Here is a 22,890-nt window from a genome sequence, read left to right on the forward strand (position 1 = left end):
ATGTCGAAATCGCATAGCGTGGACATCCTTGAGGCAGGTCTGGTGATGAAAATGGCCAGGGCGCCAGCCACCAGCGAAAAGCTCGCCCGTGAGGTGCTGCAGATCAAGCGCCTGTGTCATGTGCATCCGCAGCAGATGGTTCCGGTGAACCATGAAGGCAGCATCGATGGGCGGACTTTCTATACCCTGGAAAAAAAATCCGGTGCCAGCCTGTCGAGCATCGTCTTCGACCCCAACCGGCCGCTGCCGCTCAAGCGTCTGGCGCTACAGCAGGCACTGGAGCAGATCAAACAGGCCATCGCCCGCGAACAGGCGCAGGCCCCCGAGGTGCCCCTCGACCTGCGCGGCTGGCTGGAGCTGGAATGGCAGCAGGTACAGCCACTGCACGGCCTGCTCGCGGAGCATCCGACCTTCAACGGGCTGCGCTTCGAACACAGCTTCGCCGACCACTACCGGCGCGCCTGCCGTTTCGCCAACAGCGAGCGCTTCAGCTCGGTGCAGGCGGCGCACCTGAACTTCCACTTTGGCAACGTCCTGCAACATGAGCCCAGCGGACAGATCTTCTTCATCGACCCGGACGATTCGCTCAAGGGCCTGGACCCGCTGTTCGGCCTGGCCCGCTTTGCCTTTTCGTTCTGGCACGAGATTGCCACCGAGGGCCGCGGCAGTGTGCTCGTCCAGCGCGACGCAGGCGCCAGCCACTATCGCCTGGCGCAAGCCGAGCATCAGCAACTGCTCGATGGTATACCCGAGCTGCGCAGCCTTGCCGGGCTACATGCCTGGGTGGCGGATGAGGACCGACGACGGCTGTATGCGTTGACCGTGTACTGCTTCCTCAGAAGCATCCGCCTGAATGCCGAACCCGCCGCCGACCCTGCCGCGAGCCAGGCCAACGTTCAGCAAGTACTGGCCCTGGGTTGCCTGAGCCTGCTCGGCGCCAGCAAACCATGAGCGCACTCGACGCCCCGCCAGGCGACACTGACGGGCTGCCCGCACCACAGCGCCACCTGGCGGCGGCAGCGGTGATGATCGGCATACTGATGGCGTCGCTGGACAGCGCCATCGTCAACCTCGCGCTGCCGAGCATCGCCCGTGAACTTGACGTCGATACCGGCGCGGTGATCTGGGTGGCCAACGGCTATCTGGTTGCCAGTGCTGCCTGCATGCTGATCTTCGCGGCGCTGGGTAACGTACTGGGTCAACGCGCGGTGTTCACGGGCGGGCTGGCGCTGTTCACCCTCACCTCGCTGGGCTGCGCCCTGGCCGGCAGCTTCGAATGGCTGGTGCTCATGCGTGTCGCCCAGGGTGTGGCCTATGCGGCGATGATCAGCATCGGCCTGAGCCTGTATCGCAGCATCTTCCCGGCTAGCGCGCTGGGCATGGTGCTGGGCCTGAATGCGTTGATCGTGTCGTTCGGTACGGCGGCCGGGCCGGGCCTGGGCGGGCTGATCGTTACCTACCTGGGCTGGCCATGGCTGTTCCTGATCAACTTGCCGTTTGGTCTGCTGGCGCTGGTCTGTGCCTGCAAGGCAGTCCCGCAGGAGCACCCCGGCGCCAGCGGCTTCGACGGCCCCGGCGCCGCACTGTCGGCGCTGGGTATATGCCTGCTGGTCCTGGGCGTCGAGCGGTTGGCCAGCCTGAGCGGAGGGCAGGCGCTGCTGCTGTTTGCCTTCATCGGGCTGTGCTTCTGGGGCTTTGTCCATCGGCAACAGCGTGCGCCGTTTCCCTTGGTGCCGCTGGATATCTTCGCCTCGCGCCGCTTCAACCTCGCCGTGAGCGCTTCAACATGCGTGTTTGTCGCACAGGGGCTGGCGATGGTCGCGCTGCCGTTCGTCCTGCAGAACACCTATGGCCACAGCGTGATGCATGCGGCCCTGGTGTTTACCACCTGGCCCTTGGCAGTGGTGATCTGTGCGCCGTTGGCCGGCCGGCTGTGCAGCACGATGAATGCGGCGCTGCTGGCGTCCATCGGTGTGCTGGTGCTTGCCGCCGGGCTGGGAGCGCTGGCGTTGATGCCCCTGGCGGCAGATACCTGGAGCATCGCCTGGCGGGTGGGTTTGTGCGGCGTGGGATACGGCTTCTTCCTGCCGCCGAACAACAAGGAGCTGCTCGGCAACGTGCGCAAGGAGCGCAGTACCACGGCCTCGGGCATTCTCTCCACGGCGCGCACGCTTGGGCAGTCGACCGGCGCGGCGCTGATGGCACTGAGCCTGATGGCTTTCAGCGCCTATAGCCAGTTTCAGCAGTCGGCGGTGTTTGTGCAGGTGGTGTTTGGCGGCGCCTGCCTGATTGCGCTGCTGGCGAGCCTGGCCAGCCTGCTGCGGGTGGCGCGCTAGCGCGCCATCAGGTCGGGCAAGCCTGGTCGCCACCATTCAAGCCTTGCTTGTAATTGCGGCTGAGCAGGCTGGCCTTGCCATCGTGCCAGGTCAGGGTCAGCACATACAGCGAGTCGAAGTCCTGGCCGTCCCAGTCGTCGGTGATCACCCGCTTCTCGCCCAGTGCCTTGCCGGCCACGGTGTTGATCAGCTCCGGCAGGTAGCCATGGGACCAGGCGGTGTAGACCGTGGCGTTGCGGTACTTGTCCTGCAGCAGTTCGTTGGCCAGATCGGCGGTGTCGTTGGCGGCGAAGTCGATGTTCACCGGCAGGCCGAGCTTGATCGCGCTGGGGCTGATGGTCATCAGCGGGCGGATGTAGCTGTAGGCGTCGTCCTGGCTGCCCTCCTCGACGTGACGCGACGGGTTGGCGGCGAACACATAGTCGGCCTTGCCGAACTTTTGCGGCAAAAGATTGGCCAGGTCGATGGCGCGGTTCAGACCCTGACAGTTGAGCTGGCCGAGGCCTTCGCCGGGCTTTTCGGCATGGCGCAGGAATACCAGGGTCTGGGTGCCGTCGGCTGGACGGTCATGGCTTTCCACCACCTGTAAGGTCAGCGGTGTGGCGACGCCGCTCAGGGCAAGGGCCATCAGCGCGTGGCGACGGCGGCGAAACAGCGCGGGCAATTTCATGGGTGATGGGCTCTTACGGCAAATAGGGTTGCGGCTGACCCGCCTGTGCTGCCCCGCAGCCGTAGCTGCGGGGCAATCCCTGTCTGTCGTTCCATCCTGGAAACGGGCTTCATAGGAGTGTCGCGAAGCCGTTTGGTTCATCCGTGATGTTTCGTCCCTGAGCCCAAGGGACTGTACCGCCGGGATATTGCCGAATTAAGACGGCACTCAGATCAGCTTGCGCTTGATCGCCTCTTCCACGGTGCTCTGCGACAGGTTGCGGATCACATCTTCGCCCTTGGCGTTGAACGGCACGGCGAAGATGAACAGCACCTGCATCCAGGTGGTGATGGTTTCGCTCTTGGTGACCTTGCCGATCAGCTTGCCGTCGCGGTCCTTGAAGGTGGTTTCCAGGGTCAGGGTGTTATCGAAGGTCGACGGGATCACGTAGAGGGTGGCGCCGGTGATGACCGCCGCGAACAGGTTGCCCTGCTCGTTGTTCTTCAGCGTGGTGTAGGCATAGACGTCAGACTCTTCCTTCTCGCTGGTCACCCGCGAGAAGCGTTCGCTCTGCTGGAAGCTTTCCACCACGGTTTTTTCGAAGTGGGTCAGGTTCGGGCCGCCGGCACGTTGTTCACCGTTGAACTGGTAGATCGAGTTCAGGCGCACATAGGCGGTTTGCTTGGCCGCCGGGGCCTGCGGTTGCGAGGCGGCCAGCGGCGGCCAGGCTTCGACCGGGGCCAGTTGCTTTTGCGAGTAGCTGATGCATCCGGTCAGGGAGGTGCTCAGCGCCAGCAGGGCGATGGCGAGCAAGTTACGCATGGAGACGAGTCCTTTCATTTGGCCGCGACCTGCGGCGTCTGGGTGGCACGGGTAAGCAGTTGGCTGACCAGTTGGCGCAGCTCGGCGGTACCGAGGTTGACGGCGACGTACTCGCCATCGAACAGGCCGATGTTCTTGTCCAACTTGATCTGGTCGTTGACCTGGGCCAGGCGCTTGCCGCTGCGGTCTTCGACCACCAGCTCGCCGGCCAGGTCGTAGGTGTCGACGTAGATCGGGCCGTTGACCCAGATCCACATGGTCAGGGTCAGCAGTGCGCCGGGGAAGTAGCCCGGGTGCGGGGTACGCTTGCCCTTGAGCGAGCTGAAGGTGAACTTGAGCACCACGTCCTGCTCGTCGAGCTTGGTCGGGAACACCACCAGTTTCTGGAAGTATTCGCCGTGTTCGACATAGCGGGTGATCTGCTCGGTGAGCTGGCGGCTGACGTTCAGGCGCACGTCGTCCTTGAGGTTCGGTGCGGTGACCGCGACGTCGGCGATCTGCGCGCCATGGCCGATGGTGTTGTCGGCGACATTTTCCGGTAGACCGATCGGGCCTTGCGGGGTGAATGAGATACAGCCGGTCAGGCTCAAGGCAGCCAGGAGCAAGGCGAAAGTACGCAACACAGGGGAATGTCCTTATTCAGAGGAGTACGGTGATCATTTATCGGCTAGTGGCGTTTAGCCTTTAGTGAAAAATGTTCGACCTGCTTCCTTGCAGTCGTGGGGAGATTTTTCAGTCGTCGCGGGTGAGGACTTCGAGGAGTTCGATCTCGAAACGCAGGTTGGCGTTGGGGGGAATTTTGCCCATGCTGCGTTCGCCATAGGCGAGGTGCGCGGGGACGCGAAGTTCGCGCTTGCCGCCAACCTGCATGCCCATCAGGCCCTGGTCCCACCCCTTGATCACGCGGCCGGTGCCGATGACACACTGGAACGGTTTGCCGCGCGACCAGGAGGAGTCGAATTCGCTACCGTCTTCGAGCCAGCCGTTGTATTGGGTGGTGATCAAGGCACCCTTGAGCACGGTTTTGCCGGTGCCCAGGTGGAGGTCGGTGATCTGGAGTTCGGAGGTCATTGGGGAGCTGCTGTTCCTGGCTTGAATGGGCTGGAGAATTTAAACCGCTAGGCGCTGGCCATGCCAGCGCTACTTTGGGATTTTGGCGGCTTATCCGGTTTCGCTGGCTTGGCTGGCGGCAGCTCTGCCCTCAGCGCGGCCGACGTTGGCAAATGCCCCAACGTAGCAGGTAGATCAACAGCACCCTGCACGCCGTCAGCTGAACATCGCCTCCACCTCGGCGCCGGTCATCTCCTTGGTCTTGTTGGCAAAACAATAGAAGCCGGGCCTGGAATCCACATACACCTGCAGATTGAAGTCCCAATCGTCGCCCTCCAGCACCCCCACCGACACCGACTCGAAACCACCCTGCTTGAGCCGGTAATAGAGGTGCGTCCCACACTGCTCGCAGAAGGCCCGCTCGGCCCAATCGGAAGAACTGAACAGCCGCGGCGTACCGGCAGTGATCCGCACCGGGTGCGCGCTGTGCACCATCAGCGTCGGCCCACCGGCCCACTGGCGGCACATGCCGCAGTGACAGGCAGCGACACTGTTGTCATCGAGGATGATGCTGAGCTGGATAGCGCCGCACAGGCAACTGCCCTGTTTTTCCTGGCTGGTAGACATCGAAGGGGCTCCTTGCTGGGGAAAGGTAGGCAGGCAGTCTAGCCCAGCTCAGGCAACCGGACGGCAGCGGCTCCGCGGCAAAAAACACCTCAAGCTGCAGCTACTGCGCAAACGCCCGGCCCAGGCCGCCCGGCACGCCGCTGCTGTCGGTTGCCTGCCAGGGACCCTGCACGTTGGTCGACCAGCTCCAGCCGTTGTTCCAGCGGTAGTAGGTGCGTTGCCGGTAGAAGGTGTTGCTCTGCCCCTCCAGCACGTACACGCCCAGGCGTGGGTCCCAGTGGCTGGCGCCCCCCGGTGGCGGGGCGAAACTGGCGGAAGTGCGCGGCATCGGCTTGGGCGCCGGGGTGATGACCGGCTTGCTTGGCACACTGCCGGGCCTGGGCGCCGGCTTGGTCAGCGGGCCGCCCGGCGGCCGCGTGTCGATCGGCGGCGCCGGTTGCTCCGCCGGACGATGCACCGTACACGCACTCAGCCCGACGACAAGGGAGATCAGGGCAAGGCGGGCGATGCTGTTCATAAGGGTGCTCTCTACGGGTCCGGGCTGTCGATGATCAGGTGCTGCGCGGCCTGGGTGCTGCTGGCCAGCGGCGAACTACGGCCGATCCACTCACCCTTGGTCGGCTGGCCAGCGCGGGAGACACGCGCAACCAGTTGGACTTCGGCAAAGCTCGACAGTTTCATGCTCGGCATCATCGCGTCGGCATCGCTCAACTCGACCTCCACCGGCAGGTCGGCCACGGTCACCCGCTTGGCCGCCAGCGGCATCGGCGGGCCGACACTGGCGCGGGCGAAGATGAACACGCTGTCGTCGGCCTTGACCTTGTCCTTGAGCGCTGCCGCCAGCTCCACCCGAACCTTGAGCCTGGCTGCCAGCGGCGCCTGCGCTGGCACCGGCTGTTCGCCGCCGGCCTTGAGCTTCTCGCTGGCGCGCTCGATGCCGCCCTGCAACGCCGCCCGCGAGGTGTCGCCTTCCGGCAGTTGCGCGAGCAGGCGGTTCCAGTAGTCGATAGCGTCCTGATAACGCTCGCCCTCGAAGGCGGCGATCCCCAGCAGGCCGAGGCTGGTGACTTCTTTCGGGTCGGCCTTGAGCGCTTCGTCGGTGAGCGCCTGAATCGGCGCGGTCCATTGCTTGTTGTTGGCGAAATACAGCGCCTGCGCCCACTGCCCGAGCAGTTCCGGCTGGCGCCCGGCCAGGCCGGCAGCGCGCTCGAAGACTTTCGCCGCGTCCGCCGGACGCTCCTGTGCCATATAGGCACGACCAAGGAAGTACAGCCCCTCGGCAGAATCCGGCTGGGCCGCCACTGCGCGCTCCAGGCGGGTGACCATCTCGTCCATCGACTGCGGCGCCTGGGCGAACTCCTGGGTCAGCGCCACTTTGTCGCTGGCACCGAAATGCAGGTAAAGGCCTAGCGCCATCAACGGTACCAGCAGCGCCGCCAGCAGCGGCAACGGCTTGCCCAGCCGGGCAAAACGATCCGGCTCGGCATGCTCGGTGTCGGCCAGCAGTTCACGGGCCGCTTCGTCGCGACCACGGGCCAGTTGCTCGGCGGTCAGCACGCCCTCATCGCCCTGGGTCTGCAACTCGGCAACCCGCTCCTGGTACAAGGCCACGTTCAACGCGGTACGGTCTTCTTCCTGCTGCGCGCGACGGCCGCGCAACACCGGGATCAGCAAAAAGCTCAGGGCTACCAGTAACAGCAGGCCTGCGGCAAGCCAGAAATCAGTCATGGGTCTGTTCTTTGTCCAGCAGTTTGGCGAGGCGCTCGCGCTCCTCGGGGGAAAGGTCGGCAGTACCAGTCGCAGCCTGCACGCGGCGCTTGCGGACGATCAGCGCAAGCACGCCGAAGCCACCCACCAGCAACACGCCGGGGCCGAACCAGAGCAACCAGGTGCGCGCGGTCAGGGCCGGTTTGTAGCGGACGAAATCACCGTAGCGGTCGACCATGAAGTCGATGATCTGCTGGTTGTCCTTGCCTTCGCCGAGCATGCGGAAGATCTCCCGGCGCAGGTCCGCGGCAATCGGCGCATTGGAATCGGCGATGTCCTGGTTCTGGCATTTCGGGCAGCGCAGTTCCTTGGTCAGGTCGTGATAGCGCTCACGTTCGGCATCGTCGGCAAACTGGTAGGTATCGATGGCCGCCTGAGCCACGCCGCCCAGGCTCAGGCCGAGTACGGCGGCTGCCAGCCAGCGCTTCATGGCTGGGCCTCGTCGAGCAGTTCACGGTAGATCGGCGCCAGCTTCTCGCGCCACACGGTCTCGTCGATCACGCCGACGTACTTGTGGCGGATCACGCCCTTGGCGTCGATGAAGAAGGTTTCCGGTGCGCCGTACACGCCCAGGTCGAGGCCGAGGGTGCCCTGCTCGTCGCGGACGTCGAGCTGGTAGGGGTTGTGGAACTCGGCCAGCCACTTCAGCGCGGCGGCGTTGTCATCCTTGTAGTTGACCCCATAGATCCGCACGCCCTGCTCGGCCAGCTTGTTCAGTACCGGGTGCTCGACCCGGCACGACACACACCAGGTGCCCCAGACGTTGACCAGCGCCGGCTTGCCTTCCAGGTCAGCCTGGGTCAGCGTGCGGTCGCCCTGCACGCTGGGCAGCGAGAAGCTCGGGAACGGCTTGCCGATCATCGCCGACGGCAGCTCGGCCGGGTCCAGGTACAGGCCGCGGTAGAGAAACACCGCCACCAGCAAAAACACTGCCAGCGGCAGCACCATGATCCAGCGCTTCATGCAGTCGCTCCTTGCATGCCGAGTACGTCACGTACACGGCTCTTGACCTTGACCCGGTAACGCCGGTCGAACGCCGCCAACACGCCGCCCAGGCCGGTCAGCAAACCGCCCAGCCAGATCCAGCGAACGAAGGGTTTGACGTGCACACGCACCGCCCAGGCGCCGTTTTCCAGCGGCTCGCCGAGGGCGACGTAGAGGTCGCGGGTGAAGCCGGCATCGATTCCGGCTTCGGTCATCATCGACTGCTGCACGGTGTACAGGCGTTTTTCCGGGTGCAGCACGCTGATCTGCCGGCCGTCCTCCAGCACCCGCACGGTGCCTTTGTCGGAGGTGAAGTTCGGCCCTTCGAAGTGCTTGGCGCCTTCGAAGACGAACTGGTAACCGGCCAGTTCTACCGACTCGCCGGGGGCCAGGCGCAGGTCGCGCTCGGCACTGTTGTTGCTCGACAGCACCACGCCCAGCGCACAGACCGCCAGGCCCAGGTGCGCCAGGTGCATGCCCCAGTAGCTACGGTTGAGCCCGCGCAGGCCCTTGCGCAGACCTTTGTGCCGGGTCTTGTCGAGAATGTCGCGGGCACCGGCCAGGACGATCCACGCTGCCAGGGCGAAGGTGGTCAGCACCGGCCAGTCGAAATCGTCGACCAGCCAACCGCCAATCGGAGCAAGCACGGCCGCGCCGATCAGCACCGGGGTCAACATGCTCAGCAGCCATTTGCCCGGGGTGTCTTTCCAGCGCACCAGCACACCCACCGCCAGCACCACCATCAGCAGCGCCATCAGCGGAATGAACAACGCGTCGAAGTACGGCGGGCCGACCGACAGCTTGGCCCCGGTGAGGGCGTCGAGCACCAGCGGGTACAGCGTGCCGAGCAGGATCATGGACGCCGCGACCACCAGCACCAGGTTGTTCGCCAGCAGCAGGGTTTCCCGCGACCACAGGGCAAAGCCGACCTGGCTCTTGACCACCGGCGCGCGCAGGGCGAACAGGGTCAGCGAACCGCCGACCACGAACAGCAGGAAGAACAGGATGAACACACCGCGCTCGGGATCGGAGGCGAAAGCGTGTACCGAGGTCAGCACACCGGAACGGACCAGGAAGGTACCGAGCAGGCTCAGCGAAAACGCGGCAATGGCCAGCAACACGGTCCAGCTCTTGAATACCCCACGCTTTTCGGTCACCGCCAGCGAGTGGATCAGTGCAGTGCCGACCAGCCAGGGCATGAACGAGGCGTTTTCCACCGGGTCCCAGAACCACCAGCCGCCCCAACCCAATTCGTAGTAGGCCCACCACGAACCGAGGGTGATGCCGATCCCCAGGAACGCCCAGGCGACGATAGTCCATGGCCGCGACCAGCGCGCCCAGGCGGCATCGAGACGCCCGCCCAGCAGCGCAGCGATGGCAAAGGCGAAGGCCACCGAGAAGCCCACGTAGCCCATGTAGAGCATCGGCGGGTGAACGATCAGGCCGATGTCCTGCAGCAACGGGTTGAGGTCGCGGCCATCGGTCGGCACTTGCGGCAACAGGCGCTGGAACGGGTTGGAGGTAACAATCAGGAACGACAGGAAGCCGACGCTGATCATGCCCATGATCGCCAGTACCCGCGCCAGCATCACTTGCGGCAGTTGCCGGGAGAAGATCGACACGGCAAAGGTCCAGCCGCCGAGGATCAGCGCCCAGAGCAGCAGCGAGCCTTCGTGGGCGCCCCACACGGCACTGAACTTGAAGTACCAGGGCAAGGCGCTGTTGGAGTTGCTGGCAACATAGGCGACCGAGAAGTTGTCGGTCATGAAGGCATGGCTCAGGCAGGCGAAGGCAAACGCCAGGAAGGCGAACTGCCCCCAGGCCGCCGGGCGCGCCAGGCTCATCCACAGGCTGTCGCCGCGCCAGGCGCCGAGCAGCGGCACGCTGGCCTGCACACAGGCAAAGCAGATGGCCAGGATCATCGACAGCTGGCCGAGTTCGGGAATGATCAGTGCGGCGTTCATGGTTTCACCTCGGCCTGGCCGGCGTTGGCCTGGCCGCTCTCTTGCAGCGCCTTGGTGACTTCCGGCGGCATGTATTTCTCGTCGTGCTTGGCCAGCACTTCGTCAGCCACCACCACGCCGTCGGCATTCAGCTTGCCCAGGGCAACGATGCCCTGCCCTTCGCGGAACAGGTCCGGGAGAATGCCGCGGTAGGTGATCGGCACCGACTTGTTGAAGTCGGTGACCACGAAGCGCACGTCCAGCGAATCTGCCGAGCGTTGCAGCGAGCCTTTCTCGACCATGCCGCCGGCGCGAATCCGCGTGTCCTGCGGCGCTTCGCCATTGGCGATCTGGGTTGGGGTGTAGAACAGGTTGATGTTCTGTTGCAGCGCGCTCAGGGCCAGGCCGACGGCAACGCCGAGGCCGGCGAGCAGGCCGAGGATGATGAACAGGCGCTTCTTGCGTTGCGGATTCACTTCGAGCTCTCCCGGCGCAGACGGCGCGCCTCTTCTTGCAGGTAACGGCGTCGTGCCAGCAGCGGCATGGCGACGTTGACAGCCAGCACCAGCAGGCAGATGCCATAGGCCGACCAGACGTAGAGACCGTGATGGCCCATGGCTAGAAAATCGCTGAAAGACGCAAAACTCATCGTGCCATCTCCCGACCCAGGCTATGTATCACCTCTTCGCGCACCCAACTGCTGCGGGCCTCGCGCTTGAGCACTTCAAGGCGCATGCGCAACAACAGCACGGCGCCGAAGAAACAGTAGAAACCGAGTGCGGTGAGCAGCAGCGGCAGCCACATTTCCACCGGCATCGCCGGCTTTTCGGTGAGGGTGAAGGTGGCGCCCTGGTGCAGGGTGTTCCACCACTCCACCGAGTACTTGATGATCGGGATATTGATCACGCCGACGATGGCCAGCACCGCGCAGGCCTTGGCTGCGCTTTCGCGGTTACTGATGGCCTGGCCCAGGGCGATCAGCCCGAAATACAGAAACAACAGGATCAGCATCGAAGTCAGGCGGGCATCCCACACCCACCAACTGCCCCAGGTCGGCTTGCCCCAGATGGCCCCGGTCACCAGCGCCACGGCGGTCATCCAGGCGCCGATGGGCGCGGCGCATTGCAGCGCGACGTCGGCGATCTTCATCTTCCACACCAGGCCCACTACCCCGGCCAGCGCCAGCATCACGTAACAGGACTGCGCCAGCATCGCGGCCGGCACGTGGATGTAGATGATCCGGAAACTATTGCCCTGCTGGTAGTCCTGCGGCGCGAAGGCCAGGCCCCAGACCACGCCGACGCCCAACAGGAGGATGGACGCGGTGGTCAGCCACGGCAGCATGCGGCCGCTGATGGCATAGAACCATTTCGGAGAACCCAGCTTGTGAAACCACGTCCAGCTTATTGCGCTGCTTTTCATCACGGTACATCCAGGGTCTTTGCTGGGCGACGCCCAGACCTCATTATTCGCCGACGCTGATCTTCAGGCCAGCCGCTATTGCAAAGGGTGCCAGGGTTACTGCCAGGGCGGTCAGGCTGCCAAGCCAGAGCAGATAACCGGTCGCCGGCATAGCTTGCAGTGCCGCCTGCATGGCGCCACTGCCCAAGATCAATACCGGGATATATAACGGCAAAATCAGCAGTGCCAGCAGCAGGCCACCGCGTTTCAAGCCAACCGTCAGGGCCGCACCCACGGCGCCCAACAGGCTCAGTACCGGGGTACCGAGCAATAGCGATGCCAACAACACCGGCAGGCACGCCACCGGCAAGCCGAGCATCAGTGCCAGCAGCGGCGACAACAATACCAGTGCCAGGCCAGAAAAGGCCCAGTGTGCCAGCACTTTGGCCAGGACCAGAAGCGGCAGGGGGTGCGGCGAAAGGACCCACTGTTCGAGCGATCCATCCTCGAAATCGCTACGAAACAGGCCGTCTAGCGAGAGCAGGACGGACAAAAGTGCGGCCACCCAGACTAACCCAGGAGACAAGTTTTGCAACAGTTGAGTCTCAGGTCCGACCGCCAGCGGGAACAACGCGATGACGATTGCGAAGAAAACCAGCGGGTTGGCCAGCTCTGCCGGACGTCGGCACAACAGTCGCGCTTCGCGCCGTAACAGAAGAACGAACACGCTCATGCGGCCCACCGTCCCAGGTTGATTTCGCGGTAGCCGGAAGGCTTGCGTTCGAGGCTGTGGTGGGTGGTCAGCACGACCATCCCGCCCTGCTCGCAATGGGCGGCCAGGTGCGCTTCGAGCTGGGCCACGCCTTCCTTGTCGAGGGCAGTGAACGGCTCGTCGAGAATCCACAGCGGCGGGCTGTCCAGGTACAGCCGGGCCAGGGCCACGCGGCGCTGCTGGCCGGCCGACAGGGTGTGGCAGGCGACGTCTTCGAAACCACGCAGGCCGACGGCAGCCAATGCCTGCCAGATGGCCTCGCGCGCCGCCGGCTGGTGCAGGGCACAGAGCCAGGCGAGGTTCTCTTCGGGGCTGAGCAGGTCCTTGATACCGGCGGCGTGGCCGATCCACAGCAGCACCCGGGCCAGCTCGCTGCCCTGCTCTGCCAATGGCTTGCCGTTGAGGCGGATCTCGCCGGAGGTCGGGCGCATCAGCCCGGACAGCAGGCGCAGCAGGCTGGTCTTGCCGCTGCCGTTGGGCCCGCTGATCTGCAACATGTCGCCGGCCTTGAGCTGCAGATCGAGGTTTTCGAAGAGCATTCGCCAGTCACGCTCGCAGGCCAGGCCCACAGCTTCGAGATGAGGGGTCACAGGTTCGCCTTATGGTTCGAATCACGGTCTCAAGTCGGTCCCGGCCCGGCCGTTATAGTGGAAACGGAAACGCGCCCGGACGGTCTGATCGGGGGCTGCAAGACCACAGGTACCCCGGAAGATCGGGCGGCATTATACATGTCATGTCCTACTGCAAAGAGGGCTATTTCGACAGGTTGTAACGTGATGACAGGTGAGATCAACAGCCTTGGCCCGCAGGTCCCGGCCAACCCGCAGGTGCGCAGCGCGGCAGCGACGGGCGAGCTGCTGCGCCTGCTGCAGCCGCAGCCGGGGCTGCTGGCGCCCGGTGAGTCGGCCAAGGGCGAGGTGCTCAGCCTGCGCCAGATCGGCCAGGCGGTTCAGCTGTTGCTGCGCCTGACCCAGGACAACGGCCGCCAGACCATCGTACAGACCAGCGCCAGCCAGCCACTGGCGCTGGGCAGCCAGCTGATGGTGTCGCAGCCGTCGGCAAACAACCTGGCCATCACGGTGCAGCAGGCCATCGCCAGCAACGTGGCCACCCTGACCCAACTCGACACCCGGCAATTGCCGGTCGGCAGCCTGCTGCAAGGCAAGGTGCTGACCACCCAGGCGTTGCCACCGACCCCCGGCCAGCCGGCGCAGTTCCGCTCGCTGGTGAGCCTGCTCAATACCGTGCAGGCCGGCGCCACCTTGAGCATCGACAGCCCGCGCCCATTGGCCCTGGGCAGCCTGCTCAGTGCGCTGGTGCGCGGCGAGCAGCAGGTCACCTTCGTCCCCCTGAGCGGACGTCAGGAACAACTGGCGATTGCCCAGAACCTGGCCAACCAGCAGGCGCGCCAGGCCTCGCTGCAGGGTCTGCTGGGCAACCTGCAACAGATGGCCGGCGACGCCGCGCAACCGGCGGACGTGCGTGCCACGGTCGTCAAGCTGCTGGCCAGCCTGCCGGACATGCGCCAGATGAGCGATGCCAAGGGTGTGGCCCAGGCCTTGAGCAACAGCGGCGCCTTCCTTGAAGCGAAGCTGCTCGGCGGCGCTGCCAACCAGCTCGGCCCCGACCTCAAGGCGCAGGTGGTCCGGCTGGTCGCGCAACTGTTGCCGAACGTGCCCAGCCCAGGCCCCAGCCTGCTCAGCCCGAGCACTGCGGCGGTCATTCCACAGGCGTTGCCGGGCATGGTCCGCGCGGCCATGGGCATGCTCGGACAGGTCGGCGCACGGGCTACCCAGGGTGGCTTTCCACTGCACGCCCGGCTAATGCAGCAACTGGAAGGCGAAGGCGACCTGCAACACCTGCTGAAACTGGCGGCCGCCGCGGTGTCGCGTGTGCAGAGCCATCAGTTGTCGAGCCTGGAACAGACCGGCAGCACCGCCGACGGCAGCCTGCAAACCACCTGGCAGCTGGAGATCCCGGTGCGCAACGGGCAGGAGTTCATGCCCTTGCAGGTCAAGGTGCAGCGTGAGGAAACCCAGGAACAACAAGCCGACCCCGAGCGCGAGCGGCGCGATCCGCTGGAAATGCTCTGGCGCATCGAGCTGTCGTTCGACCTGCATCCACTGGGGCCCTTACAGGTCCAGGCGCAGGTGTCACAGGGCAACCTCAGCAGCCACCTCTGGGCAGAATTGCCGAGCACCGCGCACCTGATCGAGAGCCAGTTGGACGAATTGCGACAGCGCCTGGTGGCGCGCGGCTTGACTGTCGGCGAGCTGCATTGCCACCAGGGCACCCCGCCGCAGGGTTCGCGAACACAGTTGGAACAACGTTGGGTAGACGAGAACGCATGAGCAAGCACGTGCCACGCCAGGCCATTGCCCTGAGCTACGACGGCCAGCAGGCGCCGACCCTGACCGCCAAGGGCGACGACGAACTGGCGGAAGCGATCCTGACGATTGCCCGCGAGCATGAAGTACCGATCTACGAGAACCCCGAACTGGTCCGACTGCTGGCGCGCCTGGAACTGGGCGACGCGATCCCCGAGGCGCTGTACCTGACCATCGCCGAAGTGATTGCCTTTGCCTGGCAGTTGCGCGGCAAGGTGCCGGTCGGTTTCCGCGACGAGCCGCCACCCGAGCGCGACATCACCCCGCAGGGCCTACCGCTGCCGCCTGCCGCTACATAGTTATCACCCCGGGTACCGTCCTAGTGCGAACGATTGACGGCGCACACTGACGTGCCTTCAAGGGAGTGAACGGATGAACCAGCCATTGATCAGCCGCAGCGGGCGGGCCTTGGTCCACGCAGCACTGCAGGACTTCCCCTGCCCGCAGCGCGCCGCGGCCGACGCAGTCCGCGCCTGGGCGTGGAGCCAGGGCGTCGAGTTGAACCCGGACAAGGTCGAGGTGGTGACCTTGCACTACCAGCCGCTGAACCAAGGCTGGGTCGGCCAGGTCAGCCAGCGTGCCTCGCTGACCCAGGCCCTGCTCGACAACTGGCAGGGCGAATCGGCCAACAACCTGCTCGGCGCGGCGCTCGATGCCCCCTGGGCCGGCCAGCCGCCACCGGACTCACTGGTGCTGGTCGATCACTTGCACGGGCAGGGCCTGCTTCACTACGGCGCCGACTATAAGACTTACAACGGCCTCTACCGGCAGCGCTTCCCTGCCCTCTATTCAAGCACAACCCACGTACAGATTACGGCCGAGGCCTTCCAGGGCTTTATCCAGACGCTGGACTTTGGCACGCGCTTTCGCAAACGCCTGTACACCTACTGGAAACTGCATCAGGCGAGTTATCGACAGGCCGCACAGATCGCCTTCATCGCCGCCTGCAACAAGCAGGTCGACGAAGGCTCGCTGTCGGATGCCGGGCGCTTGCTGGTCTGGCAACTGGCCGGCCTGCTACCCCGGCCAACCTGGAAGAGCCTGGGCCTGAAGCCGCGTGAACAGCCGGCGATCCAGGCCGCGCCACTCAACATCTACGGCTATGCCGCCAGCAGCCTGTTGTGCCTGAAGCACAATGGTAGCGGCCTGACCCTGTTGTATATCCCCGGCAATGCTTCGCCGCTGCATGAGTTCACCGACGAATCGGCGATGAAGCACTGGCTGGCCCGGCAATGCCGCGACCCGGCCAGGCGCCGCGCACTGCTCTGCTACTTTACCCCCGCCGACCGTCCCGACGGGCTCAGCTACAGCGGCGTAGCGACCGCGCTGAGCGGCCTCGGCCTGTTTCCCCAGGCACACCGTTTCCACAAGGACGACCATCCCGGTTTCGCCACCAGTGGCGTCTGGGACCCGGACCTGACCGTCAACTTCAAGCCCGACAAGTACAGCCCGGCGCTGACCGGCGATCTGTTCAAGGCCTTCACCGAGCGGCAGAAGGCCCGCTCGTTCGCAGAGGCCGACGCGCAGATCCACAGCAATAGCGAGTTGCTCAAGGAGCAGTGGCGTGGCTACCTGGCCAACGCCATGCAGACCCTCGCACCGCTGGTGCTGGTGGTGCCGGAGCTGGCGCCGCTGTTCATGGCCGGCGGGATTGCCCAGTTCGGTCTCGGCCTGGAGCAGACGCTCAATGGCAAGACCCTGGCGGATAAGGTCGATGGCCTGCAAAACCAGCTGTATGGGCTGTTCAACGCCGGGACGATGGCGCAGGCCTGTGCGAGTAAATACCTGTATCGGGTGAAAAGCCTGCGCTTTGTCGCACCGCAGCGGGTCAATGGTCGGCTTGGCTACCCACTGAGTGGCGACCCAAAACGTGCGACCAGCGAAATGAGTGCAGTCGAGCAAGCGTTCCAGCTCGAAGAGCGTGTCGAGCCGGTGGCGCCCGGTGAGTCGGGCATTAGCGCGTATGTGTGCCAGCAGATGGACCAGGATGCCTCGTACTCGTTGCACGCGACCTTGTTCGACCCGTCGCAAGAGCACGTCGCCTTCGCCACGGTCAGCTATGACCTGGCGAGCGATAGCTTCATCCGCACGAGCGAGCTCAACAGCGCCAATCCGATCCGCTACGTGGCTCCTGAGCAGGGCGAACCCGGCCTGGTCCGCAGCAGCGGCCTGCCACGGATTGCCAGCGATGCGCAGCGCATGCGGACGCTGAAGGGGCTGGGTATCGATCTTGAGCTGCCACTGGACCTGTCCAGCCTTGAGGCGCTGGAAGGCACGCCGATCCCGAAGCGGATTGCCAGCCTGTGGGTGGGCGACAGGGTGATCGGCGATAAATTCCTCGACGCGCTGGCCAGCAATGCCGAGATCCTCAAGGACACCGCGTACGACTACTGCCTGTATCTCACCCGCCAGGATTCGGCCGTGTATGCGCAAAACGTGCGCCTGCTGCGCGAGCATGCGCCGCACCTGGAGCTGGCAGTGCTGGAGGAGCAGCCGTTCTACCAACGCTTCGTCACCAGCAAGTACTTTGCCCAGTACCGCGATGCACTGGACGGCAGCGGTGGCGTGGCAACCAACTTCTCCTCGGCCAGCGATGTCCTGCGTTACCGGCAACTGTACGAAAATGGCGGCTTTCACCTGGATGCCGATGACCGCCTGCTGGCCCCGGGGACGTGGCAGGAAGGTCGCCAGGTACCGTCGATCGATGCGCTCGCGTTCAATACCAGCGACGACGGCCTGGTGTTGTCGCAGCCGGTGTCGAACCAGGCGATGAACCTGCACATAAAGTTCAACAGCAGCGTGATTGGCAGCCATGCTGGCAATCCGACACTGGACGCAATCTCCGACGAAATGCTCCGGCGCTATGCGCAGGACCCAGACTTCTACACGTCTCGGCCACCGCAGGAAGCGTTGCCCGAACTATATCGCTACAGCGAACGGCTGAGCCGCCTGAGTGGGCCGGGAATGCTCAACGATGTGATCGACCAGCGCCTGCCGTGGCTACGGCAGATACGCGAGGTGTGTCACTTGATGACCTGCCCGCATGTGCATCTGGAGGCCGTTGTCGATATCCAGCGCGCCGTGCAGGTGCTCGAACGGCTCTTCCCGGTCGATGAGGTCTGGGTCAGCGGGCAGGCGCATAGCTGGATCTACACCTGAGCGGCGCATTGCCGGACACAGCCCGCGCCCCTGGGCATTCGGCGCAAGGCATCGCGGCTTAGCCGCGATGCAACTTGCTCATCAACTCCGCTTCAGCCTGGGTCAAGCCGCAGGTCTGGGTCAACTCATCGACGCTGGCGCCCATCCCCACCAGCCGCGCTGCCTGGGCGAACGACAGGCTGTTGGGGTCGCGCTGCTCCAGTTGCAGCAGCTTGTCCGGCAATGGCGCAACCACTGCACGCAACTCGTGCAGCGCCTCACCCATGCGCACCGAGCCGTTCTGGTAATCGTCCAGACGCTTGGCCAGGTCCTTCAGGCGCTGGTCGCGCAAGGCGTCGCCCTGCGCCTGCTGAGTGGCCAACTCGCGCTGACGCTTGCTGTAGCCATAGAACAACCACAAGCTCAGCAGCCACAGCAGCGCCAGAAACAGAACGGCAAGCTCAAGGATCAATCAGATGTTCTCCAGCTCGGACCACTCTTCCTCGGTCATCATCTTGTCCAGCTCGACCAGGATCAGCAGTTCGTTGTTCTTGTTGCACACGCCTTGAATGAACTTGGCCGATTCCTCGTTACCCACGTTCGGTGCGGTTTCGATCTCGGACTGACGCAGGTAAACCACTTCGGCCACGCTGTCGACCAGAATACCGACCACCTGCTTGTCCGCCTCGATGATGACGATCCGGGTGTTGTCGGTGATCTCGCTGGAGACCAGGCCGAAGCGCTGGCGGGTGTCGATCACGGTAACCACATTACCGCGCAGGTTGATGATGCCCAGCACGTAGCTAGGGGCACCCGGCACCGGGGCGATCTCGGTGTAACGCAAGACTTCCTGCACCTGCATCACATTGATGCCATAGGACTCGTTGTCCAGCTTGAACGTAACCCATTGCAGGATCGGATCTTCGGAACCCTGTGCAGACGTCTTTTTCATTCCCCTAACCCTCAAAATCCGCCGTCGGCGGTGTGCTCAGTGCGGTCGCTAGCAGCGCGACCGATCATTTATGGGTGTGTTGCATCTGCTTGACTGCGCCGCTGGCGATCAACTCGGCCAGCGCTGCCACGTCGAGCAATGCACACATGTGTTCAATCACCGTGCCCGCCAGCCATGGCCGCTGGCCACGCTGGGTGCGCCACTTGATTTCGTTCGGGTCCAGGCGCAACGAACGGCTGACCTGATGCACCGCCAGCCCCCATTCGTAGCCCTGTACCGAAATCACGTACTGCAGGCCCTGGCGGAAATCCTCGCGGTAGCGGTCGGGCATGACCCAGCGCGCGGTATCCAGCACCTTCAGGTTGCCGCCCTGGCTCGGCAGAATGCCAAGGAACCACTCGGGCTGGCCAAACAGCGGGGTCAACTCGTGCCCCGCCAGTGAATAGATCGAGCCGAGGCATACCAGCGGCACCGCCAGGGTCAGCCCGGCCACGTCGAACAGCAGGCACTCGAACGGCTCGGCCGCCCACGACGGTCGGCCATCGATGCCGCTGGGTGGCAACGGCGGCGTCAGCGCCGGCGGTCGGTGCACATCGACCAGCGGCTCGACCGGCGCCGGCGGCGGCAGCGAGGCCTCGACGATGATTTCCACGACCGGCTCGGCCGGCACTGCGACTTCCAGCATGGGCGCCGACAACGGCATGCGCAGCCGACTCGGTTCGGCAAATTCGCTGGGTTTGACGCTTGGCGCAGGCTGGGCCTGGCGCTGGGCATCGCGCACTTGTTCTTCGAGCACGGCCGCCTGGAACTCGTCCAGCTCGGCTGCCGTTTCCACCACTGCCACCGGTGCTAGCACTGCCGGTGCCGCTTCGACCGGCGTCGGCACAACCGCTACCTCTGGCTCCAGCGCCTCGGTGGCGTCGTGCAACAGCCCGTCGAGGTAGGACTGCAGGGCCATCTGGGGCCGGGTGGCAATGGGGTGTGCCTGGTTCATCAAGCCACCTGCGAAACGGAATTCTGCGTCAGCAGATGTTTGAGCAACGCCCGGTACGCTACCAGGCCACGGCTTTTGCTATCGAACTGCGACGGCGTCAACCCGGCCCGACTGGCGTCGCGCAGGCGCGTATCGATCGGGATGTAACCCTGCCAGATGTTGTCCGGGTAGGCGTCGCGCAGCACCCGCAGGGTGCCCATCGAGGCCTGGGTACGGCGGTCGAACAGGGTGGGCACGATATGGTACGGCAAGGCCTGCTTGCGCGAGCGGTTGACCATCGCCAGGGTACTGACCATGCGCTCCAGGCCCTTCACGGCCAGGTACTCGGTCTGCACCGGAATCACCAGTTGCTGGCTGGCGGCCAGGGCGTTGACCATCAGCACGCCGAGCAACGGTGGGCTGTCGATGATCGCGTAGTCGAAATCCTGCCAGAGCTGCGCCAGACTCTTGGCGATCACCAGGCCAAGGCCACTCTGCCCCGGCGACTGACGCTCAAGCACGGCCAGCGCGGTGCTCGACGGCAGCAGCGAGATCTTCTCGTCGCTGGTCGGCAGCAGCAACTGGCCCGGCAGGCCTTCCGGTACGCTGCCCTTGTGCAGGAACAGATCGAAGCTGCTGTGCTCCAGGGTGTCGGGATTATGCCCGAAATAGCTGGTCATCGACCCATGCGGGTCGAGGTCGACAACGACCACGCGCTTGCCCGCCTCGGCCAGCAAACCGGCCAGGGCGATGGAAGTGGTGGTTTTGCCAACCCCACCTTTTTGATTGGCTACTGCCCAGACTCTCATTAGCGCTGCTTCCTCCCGGTCGGGCGATGATCGCGCCGGGATCGATTAAAAGGTCGGCGACGGAGAATTGACGGGATTGCGCCCGGCCGTCGGTGATACCGCTGGCGGTGCAGTTTGTGTGCCAGCCCGCTTCAGCGCCGCATCCGGTTTCGCGTTGGCACTGCCGGTGCCGGTCAGGCTGCGGCGCACTTCAAGGTTCCGCGAAATCACCAGGACCACCCGCCGGTTGCGCGCGCGCCCTTCGGCGCTGTCGTTGCCGGCAATCGGCTGGAACTCGCCATAGCCGACCGAGGCCATCCGCGCCGGGTTCACCCCTTCCATCGCCAGCAGGCGGACAATACTCGCCGCGCGCGCCGAGGACAGCTCCCAGTTGGTCGGGTACTGCGCCGTACGAATCGGCAAGTCGTCGGTGAAGCCTTCCACGTGCACCGGGTTGGCGAACGGCTTGAGGATCTTCGCCACCTTCTCGATGATGTTGAACGCAATGTCGCTGGGCATGGCGTCGCCGCTGCCGAACAGCAGCGAGGAGTTCAGCTCGATCTCGACCCACAGCTCGTTGCCGCGCACGGTCATCTGGTCGGAACTGATCAGGTCGCCGAAGGCATCGCGCACATCGTCGGTGATGGTCTTCAACGGGTCGACGGCGTTCTGCGCAAGGCCGGCATCGACCTGCTCGCTGTCCTTGATCAGCGGCTCGGCCGGCTTCACGCTCAGCGGCCGCTCGTCGCCAATAGGGATCGGCCGCATGCTCTTCTCGGGGTCGTTGAAGACCCCGATCAGCGCCTGCGAAAGGATCTTGTACTTGCCCTCGTTGATCGAGGAAATCGAATACATGACCACGAAGAAGGCAAACAGCAAGGTGATGAAGTCGGCGTACGACACCAGCCAGCGTTCGTGGTTTTCATGTTCTTCGGGTTGTCGACGGCGCGCCATGCGTTACTCCATGAAGCCCTGAAGCTTCAGTTCGATCGAGCGCGGGTTTTCGCCTTCGGCAATCGACAGCAGACCTTCCAGCAGCATTTCCCGGTAGCGCGACTGGCGCAGGGCAATCGCCTTGAGCTTGTTGGCCACCGGCAACAGGATCAGGTTGGCACTGGCCACACCGTAGATGGTCGCGACGAAGGCCACGGCAATGCCGTTACCCAGCTGCGACGGATCGGCCAGGTTGCCCATTACGTGGATCAGGCCCATGACCGCACCGATGATGCCGATGGTCGGCGCATAGCCGCCCATGCTCTCGAACACCTTGGCCGCCTGAATATCGCGGCTTTCCTGGGTGTAGAAATCCACTTCAAGGATGCTGCGGATGGCTTCCGGCTCGGCGCCGTCGACCAGCAGTTGCAAGCCCTTGCGCGCATACGGATCGGGTTCGGCATCGGCCACCCCTTCCAGGCCCAGCAGGCCCTCCTTGCGTGCGGTGAGGCTCCAGTTGACCACGCGGTCGATACCGCCCGGCAGGTCGACGCGCGGTGGGAAAAGAATCCAGCGGGCAATCTGCATGGCCCGCTTGAATGCACTCAGCGGCGACTGCAGCAAGGCTGCCGCCAGGGTGCCGCCAAGCACGATCAGTGCCGCCGGACCGTTGATCAGCGCCGACAGGTGACCACCCTCAAGGAAGTTGCCGCCAATAATGGCGACAAAGGCCAGGATGATCCCGATGAGGCTTAACACATCCATCAGACGCACGCCTCGACCAGGTGACGACCGATGTCGTCAAGCCCGTATACCGCGTCGGCCAGGTTGGCTTTGACGATGGCCATCGGCATGCCGTAGATCACGCAACTGGCTTCATCCTGGGCCCAGACCTGGCTGCCGCCCTGCTTGAGCAGGCGCGCACCCTCGCGGCCGTCGGCGCCCATGCCGGTCAGCACCACGGCGAGGACCTTGTCGCCATACGACTTGGCCGCCGAACCGAAGGTGATGTCGACGCAGGGCTTGTAGTTCAGGCGCTCGTCACCCGGCAGGATCTTCACCGTGCCACGCCCGTCGACCATCATCTGCTTGCCGCCAGGGGCCAGCAGGGCCAGGCCCGGACGCAGCACATCACCGTCCTCGGCCTCCTTGACACTGATCTTGCACAGCTTGTCGAGGCGCTCGGCGAAAGCTTTGGTGAAGGCCGCCGGCATGTGCTGGATCAGCACGATCGGCGCCGGGAAGTTCGCGGGCAACTGGGTCAGCACACGCTGCAGGGCCACCGGGCCGCCCGTGGAGGTACCGATGGCGAGCAGTTTGTAGGCCTTGCGCGTCTTCTCTGGCGAGCCGTGTTCGTCCTCCTCCCCC

General features: G+C 64.5%; 27 protein-coding genes. 5 read left to right on the forward strand and 22 right to left on the reverse strand.

Translation table 11 applies throughout. From position 1 onward, the window contains the following. Both DCO48_RS21530 and DCO48_RS21535 read left to right on the forward strand, forming a co-directional pair. Positions 1-951, forward strand: a complete 951-nt coding sequence (locus DCO48_RS21530) for a hypothetical protein (protein WP_133247630.1) — start codon at positions 1-3, stop codon at positions 949-951. Beyond that, positions 948-2,336, forward strand: a complete 1,389-nt coding sequence (locus DCO48_RS21535; RefSeq protein WP_116552630.1) for an MFS transporter — start codon at positions 948-950, stop codon at positions 2,334-2,336. The genes DCO48_RS21530 and DCO48_RS21535 overlap by 4 nt, the downstream gene beginning before the upstream one ends. Before the next feature lie 7 nt (positions 2,337-2,343). Here the strand turns inward: DCO48_RS21535 and DCO48_RS21540 are convergent, their stop codons facing one another. The 15 genes from DCO48_RS21540 to ccmA all read right to left on the reverse strand — a co-directional run bounded on the left by DCO48_RS21540 (position 2,344) and on the right by ccmA (position 12,941). Next, the gene (locus DCO48_RS21540) at positions 2,344-3,006 is read right to left on the reverse strand and encodes a histidine phosphatase family protein (RefSeq protein ID WP_116552631.1); all 663 of its coding nucleotides are present in this window, start codon (positions 3,004-3,006) and stop codon (positions 2,344-2,346) included. Positions 3,007-3,213: 207 nt separating this feature from the next. Continuing rightward, positions 3,214-3,807, reverse strand: a complete 594-nt coding sequence (locus DCO48_RS21545) for a hypothetical protein (RefSeq protein WP_256584143.1) — start codon at positions 3,805-3,807, stop codon at positions 3,214-3,216. 14 nt (positions 3,808-3,821) lie between these two features. Beyond that, positions 3,822-4,427: a hypothetical protein gene (locus tag DCO48_RS21550; RefSeq protein ID WP_116552654.1), complete on the reverse strand. Its 606-nt coding sequence runs from the start codon at positions 4,425-4,427 to the stop codon at positions 3,822-3,824. A gap of 112 nt (positions 4,428-4,539) precedes the next feature. Then, positions 4,540-4,878 (reverse strand): FKBP-type peptidyl-prolyl cis-trans isomerase, encoded by a 339-nt coding sequence (locus DCO48_RS21555; protein WP_116552633.1) that lies wholly within the window; start codon positions 4,876-4,878, stop codon positions 4,540-4,542. A 195-nt stretch (positions 4,879-5,073) separates the two neighbouring features. Then, positions 5,074-5,484, reverse strand: a complete 411-nt coding sequence (locus DCO48_RS21560) for a GFA family protein (RefSeq protein ID WP_116552634.1) — start codon at positions 5,482-5,484, stop codon at positions 5,074-5,076. A 100-nt stretch (positions 5,485-5,584) separates the two neighbouring features. Further along, the gene (locus DCO48_RS21565; RefSeq protein ID WP_116552635.1) at positions 5,585-6,001 is read right to left on the reverse strand and encodes a hypothetical protein; all 417 of its coding nucleotides are present in this window, start codon (positions 5,999-6,001) and stop codon (positions 5,585-5,587) included. An 11-nt stretch (positions 6,002-6,012) separates the two neighbouring features. Beyond that, complete coding sequence (ccmI, locus tag DCO48_RS21570; protein ID WP_116552636.1) at positions 6,013-7,212, reverse strand: c-type cytochrome biogenesis protein CcmI; 1,200 nt, start codon at positions 7,210-7,212, stop codon at positions 6,013-6,015. Beyond that, positions 7,205-7,681, reverse strand: a complete 477-nt coding sequence (locus DCO48_RS21575; RefSeq protein ID WP_116552637.1) for a cytochrome c-type biogenesis protein — start codon at positions 7,679-7,681, stop codon at positions 7,205-7,207. Before DCO48_RS21575 ends, ccmI begins: the two co-directional genes overlap by 8 nt. Continuing rightward, entirely contained in the window at positions 7,678-8,214 is a 537-nt protein-coding gene (locus tag DCO48_RS21580) for a DsbE family thiol:disulfide interchange protein (RefSeq protein WP_116552638.1), read from the reverse strand. Before DCO48_RS21580 ends, DCO48_RS21575 begins: the two co-directional genes overlap by 4 nt. Next, positions 8,211-10,184 carry a heme lyase CcmF/NrfE family subunit gene (locus DCO48_RS21585; protein ID WP_177410631.1) on the reverse strand — a complete coding sequence of 658 codons (1,974 nt, stop codon included), beginning with the start codon at positions 10,182-10,184 and terminating at the stop codon, positions 8,211-8,213. The genes DCO48_RS21580 and DCO48_RS21585 overlap by 4 nt, the downstream gene beginning before the upstream one ends. A gap of 11 nt (positions 10,185-10,195) precedes the next feature. Next, positions 10,196-10,654 (reverse strand): cytochrome c maturation protein CcmE, encoded by a 459-nt coding sequence (gene ccmE, locus DCO48_RS21590; protein ID WP_116552640.1) that lies wholly within the window; start codon positions 10,652-10,654, stop codon positions 10,196-10,198. Then, complete coding sequence (gene ccmD / locus DCO48_RS21595; RefSeq protein ID WP_116552641.1) at positions 10,651-10,827, reverse strand: heme exporter protein CcmD; 177 nt, start codon at positions 10,825-10,827, stop codon at positions 10,651-10,653. Before ccmD ends, ccmE begins: the two co-directional genes overlap by 4 nt. Continuing rightward, positions 10,824-11,600 carry a heme ABC transporter permease gene (locus DCO48_RS21600; protein WP_116552642.1) on the reverse strand — a complete coding sequence of 259 codons (777 nt, stop codon included), beginning with the start codon at positions 11,598-11,600 and terminating at the stop codon, positions 10,824-10,826. Before DCO48_RS21600 ends, ccmD begins: the two co-directional genes overlap by 4 nt. Positions 11,601-11,643: 43 nt before the next feature. Further along, complete coding sequence (gene ccmB, locus DCO48_RS21605; RefSeq protein ID WP_116552643.1) at positions 11,644-12,312, reverse strand: heme exporter protein CcmB; 669 nt, start codon at positions 12,310-12,312, stop codon at positions 11,644-11,646. Next, on the reverse strand, positions 12,309-12,941 hold the full coding sequence (gene ccmA / locus DCO48_RS21610) for a cytochrome c biogenesis heme-transporting ATPase CcmA (protein WP_116552644.1): 633 nt from the start codon (positions 12,939-12,941) through the stop codon (positions 12,309-12,311). The genes ccmB and ccmA overlap by 4 nt, the downstream gene beginning before the upstream one ends. A gap of 186 nt (positions 12,942-13,127) precedes the next feature. Between ccmA and DCO48_RS21615 the strand changes: the two genes are divergently transcribed. The 3 genes from DCO48_RS21615 (at position 13,128) to DCO48_RS21625 (ending at position 17,897) form a co-directional block, all read left to right on the forward strand. Continuing rightward, entirely contained in the window at positions 13,128-14,702 is a 1,575-nt protein-coding gene (locus DCO48_RS21615) for a flagellar hook-length control protein FliK (RefSeq protein WP_116552645.1), read from the forward strand. Then, positions 14,699-15,037, forward strand: a complete 339-nt coding sequence (locus tag DCO48_RS21620) for an EscU/YscU/HrcU family type III secretion system export apparatus switch protein (protein WP_116552646.1) — start codon at positions 14,699-14,701, stop codon at positions 15,035-15,037. Before DCO48_RS21615 ends, DCO48_RS21620 begins: the two co-directional genes overlap by 4 nt. A gap of 73 nt (positions 15,038-15,110) precedes the next feature. Continuing rightward, a complete protein-coding gene (locus DCO48_RS21625; protein WP_116552647.1) occupies positions 15,111-17,897 on the forward strand; it encodes a dermonecrotic toxin domain-containing protein in 2,787 nt (928 codons plus the stop codon). Between the two features lie 58 nt (positions 17,898-17,955). Here DCO48_RS21625 and DCO48_RS21630 read toward each other — a convergent pair whose 3' ends face one another. From DCO48_RS21630 to DCO48_RS21660, 7 genes are all read right to left on the reverse strand, one after another. Further along, positions 17,956-18,348, reverse strand: coding sequence for a DUF2802 domain-containing protein (locus DCO48_RS21630; RefSeq protein WP_116552648.1), 393 nt, complete (start codon positions 18,346-18,348; stop codon positions 17,956-17,958). Beyond that, positions 18,349-18,828, reverse strand: a complete 480-nt coding sequence (locus DCO48_RS21635) for a chemotaxis protein CheW (protein WP_116552649.1) — start codon at positions 18,826-18,828, stop codon at positions 18,349-18,351. A 64-nt stretch (positions 18,829-18,892) separates the two neighbouring features. After that, entirely contained in the window at positions 18,893-19,822 is a 930-nt protein-coding gene (locus DCO48_RS21640; protein WP_116552650.1) for a CheW domain-containing protein, read from the reverse strand. Next, positions 19,822-20,610: a ParA family protein gene (locus DCO48_RS21645; protein ID WP_116552651.1), complete on the reverse strand. Its 789-nt coding sequence runs from the start codon at positions 20,608-20,610 to the stop codon at positions 19,822-19,824. The genes DCO48_RS21640 and DCO48_RS21645 overlap by 1 nt, the downstream gene beginning before the upstream one ends. A 45-nt stretch (positions 20,611-20,655) precedes the next feature. Further along, positions 20,656-21,543: a flagellar motor protein MotD gene (motD, locus tag DCO48_RS21650; protein WP_116552652.1), complete on the reverse strand. Its 888-nt coding sequence runs from the start codon at positions 21,541-21,543 to the stop codon at positions 20,656-20,658. Positions 21,544-21,546: 3 nt separating this feature from the next. After that, positions 21,547-22,287, reverse strand: coding sequence for a flagellar motor protein (locus DCO48_RS21655; protein ID WP_116552653.1), 741 nt, complete (start codon positions 22,285-22,287; stop codon positions 21,547-21,549). Beyond that, a partial coding sequence (locus DCO48_RS21660) for a chemotaxis protein CheB (protein ID WP_305887850.1) occupies positions 22,287-22,890 on the reverse strand: 604 nt, incomplete at its 5' end. The genes DCO48_RS21660 and DCO48_RS21655, both read right to left, overlap by 1 nt.

Source organism: Pseudomonas sp. SDI, assembly GCF_003105155.1.
Taxonomy (GTDB): Bacteria; Pseudomonadota; Gammaproteobacteria; order Pseudomonadales; family Pseudomonadaceae; genus Aquipseudomonas.

Excerpts from the sequence above, each read along its gene's own strand:
- DCO48_RS21530 (WP_133247630.1), top strand. The coding sequence starts at position 1 with ATGTCGAAATCGCATAGCGTGGACATCCTTGAGGCAGGTCTGGTGATG.
- DCO48_RS21535 (WP_116552630.1), top strand. The coding sequence starts at position 948 with ATGAGCGCACTCGACGCCCCGCCAGGCGACACTGACGGGCTGCCCGCA.
- DCO48_RS21540 (WP_116552631.1), bottom strand. The coding sequence starts at position 3,006 with ATGAAATTGCCCGCGCTGTTTCGCCGCCGTCGCCACGCGCTGATGGCC.
- DCO48_RS21545 (WP_256584143.1), bottom strand. The coding sequence starts at position 3,807 with ATGCGTAACTTGCTCGCCATCGCCCTGCTGGCGCTGAGCACCTCCCTG.
- DCO48_RS21555 (WP_116552633.1), bottom strand. The coding sequence starts at position 4,878 with ATGACCTCCGAACTCCAGATCACCGACCTCCACCTGGGCACCGGCAAA.
- DCO48_RS21560 (WP_116552634.1), bottom strand. The coding sequence starts at position 5,484 with ATGTCTACCAGCCAGGAAAAACAGGGCAGTTGCCTGTGCGGCGCTATC.
- DCO48_RS21565 (WP_116552635.1), bottom strand. The coding sequence starts at position 6,001 with ATGAACAGCATCGCCCGCCTTGCCCTGATCTCCCTTGTCGTCGGGCTG.
- ccmI (WP_116552636.1), bottom strand. The coding sequence starts at position 7,212 with ATGACTGATTTCTGGCTTGCCGCAGGCCTGCTGTTACTGGTAGCCCTG.
- DCO48_RS21575 (WP_116552637.1), bottom strand. The coding sequence starts at position 7,681 with ATGAAGCGCTGGCTGGCAGCCGCCGTACTCGGCCTGAGCCTGGGCGGC.
- DCO48_RS21580 (WP_116552638.1), bottom strand. The coding sequence starts at position 8,214 with ATGAAGCGCTGGATCATGGTGCTGCCGCTGGCAGTGTTTTTGCTGGTG.
- ccmD (WP_116552641.1), bottom strand. The coding sequence starts at position 10,827 with ATGAGTTTTGCGTCTTTCAGCGATTTTCTAGCCATGGGCCATCACGGT.
- DCO48_RS21600 (WP_116552642.1), bottom strand. The coding sequence starts at position 11,600 with ATGAAAAGCAGCGCAATAAGCTGGACGTGGTTTCACAAGCTGGGTTCT.
- ccmB (WP_116552643.1), bottom strand. The coding sequence starts at position 12,312 with ATGAGCGTGTTCGTTCTTCTGTTACGGCGCGAAGCGCGACTGTTGTGC.
- DCO48_RS21615 (WP_116552645.1), top strand. The coding sequence starts at position 13,128 with ATGACAGGTGAGATCAACAGCCTTGGCCCGCAGGTCCCGGCCAACCCG.
- DCO48_RS21620 (WP_116552646.1), top strand. The coding sequence starts at position 14,699 with ATGAGCAAGCACGTGCCACGCCAGGCCATTGCCCTGAGCTACGACGGC.
- DCO48_RS21625 (WP_116552647.1), top strand. The coding sequence starts at position 15,111 with ATGAACCAGCCATTGATCAGCCGCAGCGGGCGGGCCTTGGTCCACGCA.
- DCO48_RS21635 (WP_116552649.1), bottom strand. The coding sequence starts at position 18,828 with ATGAAAAAGACGTCTGCACAGGGTTCCGAAGATCCGATCCTGCAATGG.
- DCO48_RS21640 (WP_116552650.1), bottom strand. The coding sequence starts at position 19,822 with ATGAACCAGGCACACCCCATTGCCACCCGGCCCCAGATGGCCCTGCAG.
- DCO48_RS21645 (WP_116552651.1), bottom strand. The coding sequence starts at position 20,610 with ATGAGAGTCTGGGCAGTAGCCAATCAAAAAGGTGGGGTTGGCAAAACC.
- motD (WP_116552652.1), bottom strand. The coding sequence starts at position 21,543 with ATGGCGCGCCGTCGACAACCCGAAGAACATGAAAACCACGAACGCTGG.
- DCO48_RS21655 (WP_116552653.1), bottom strand. The coding sequence starts at position 22,287 with ATGGATGTGTTAAGCCTCATCGGGATCATCCTGGCCTTTGTCGCCATT.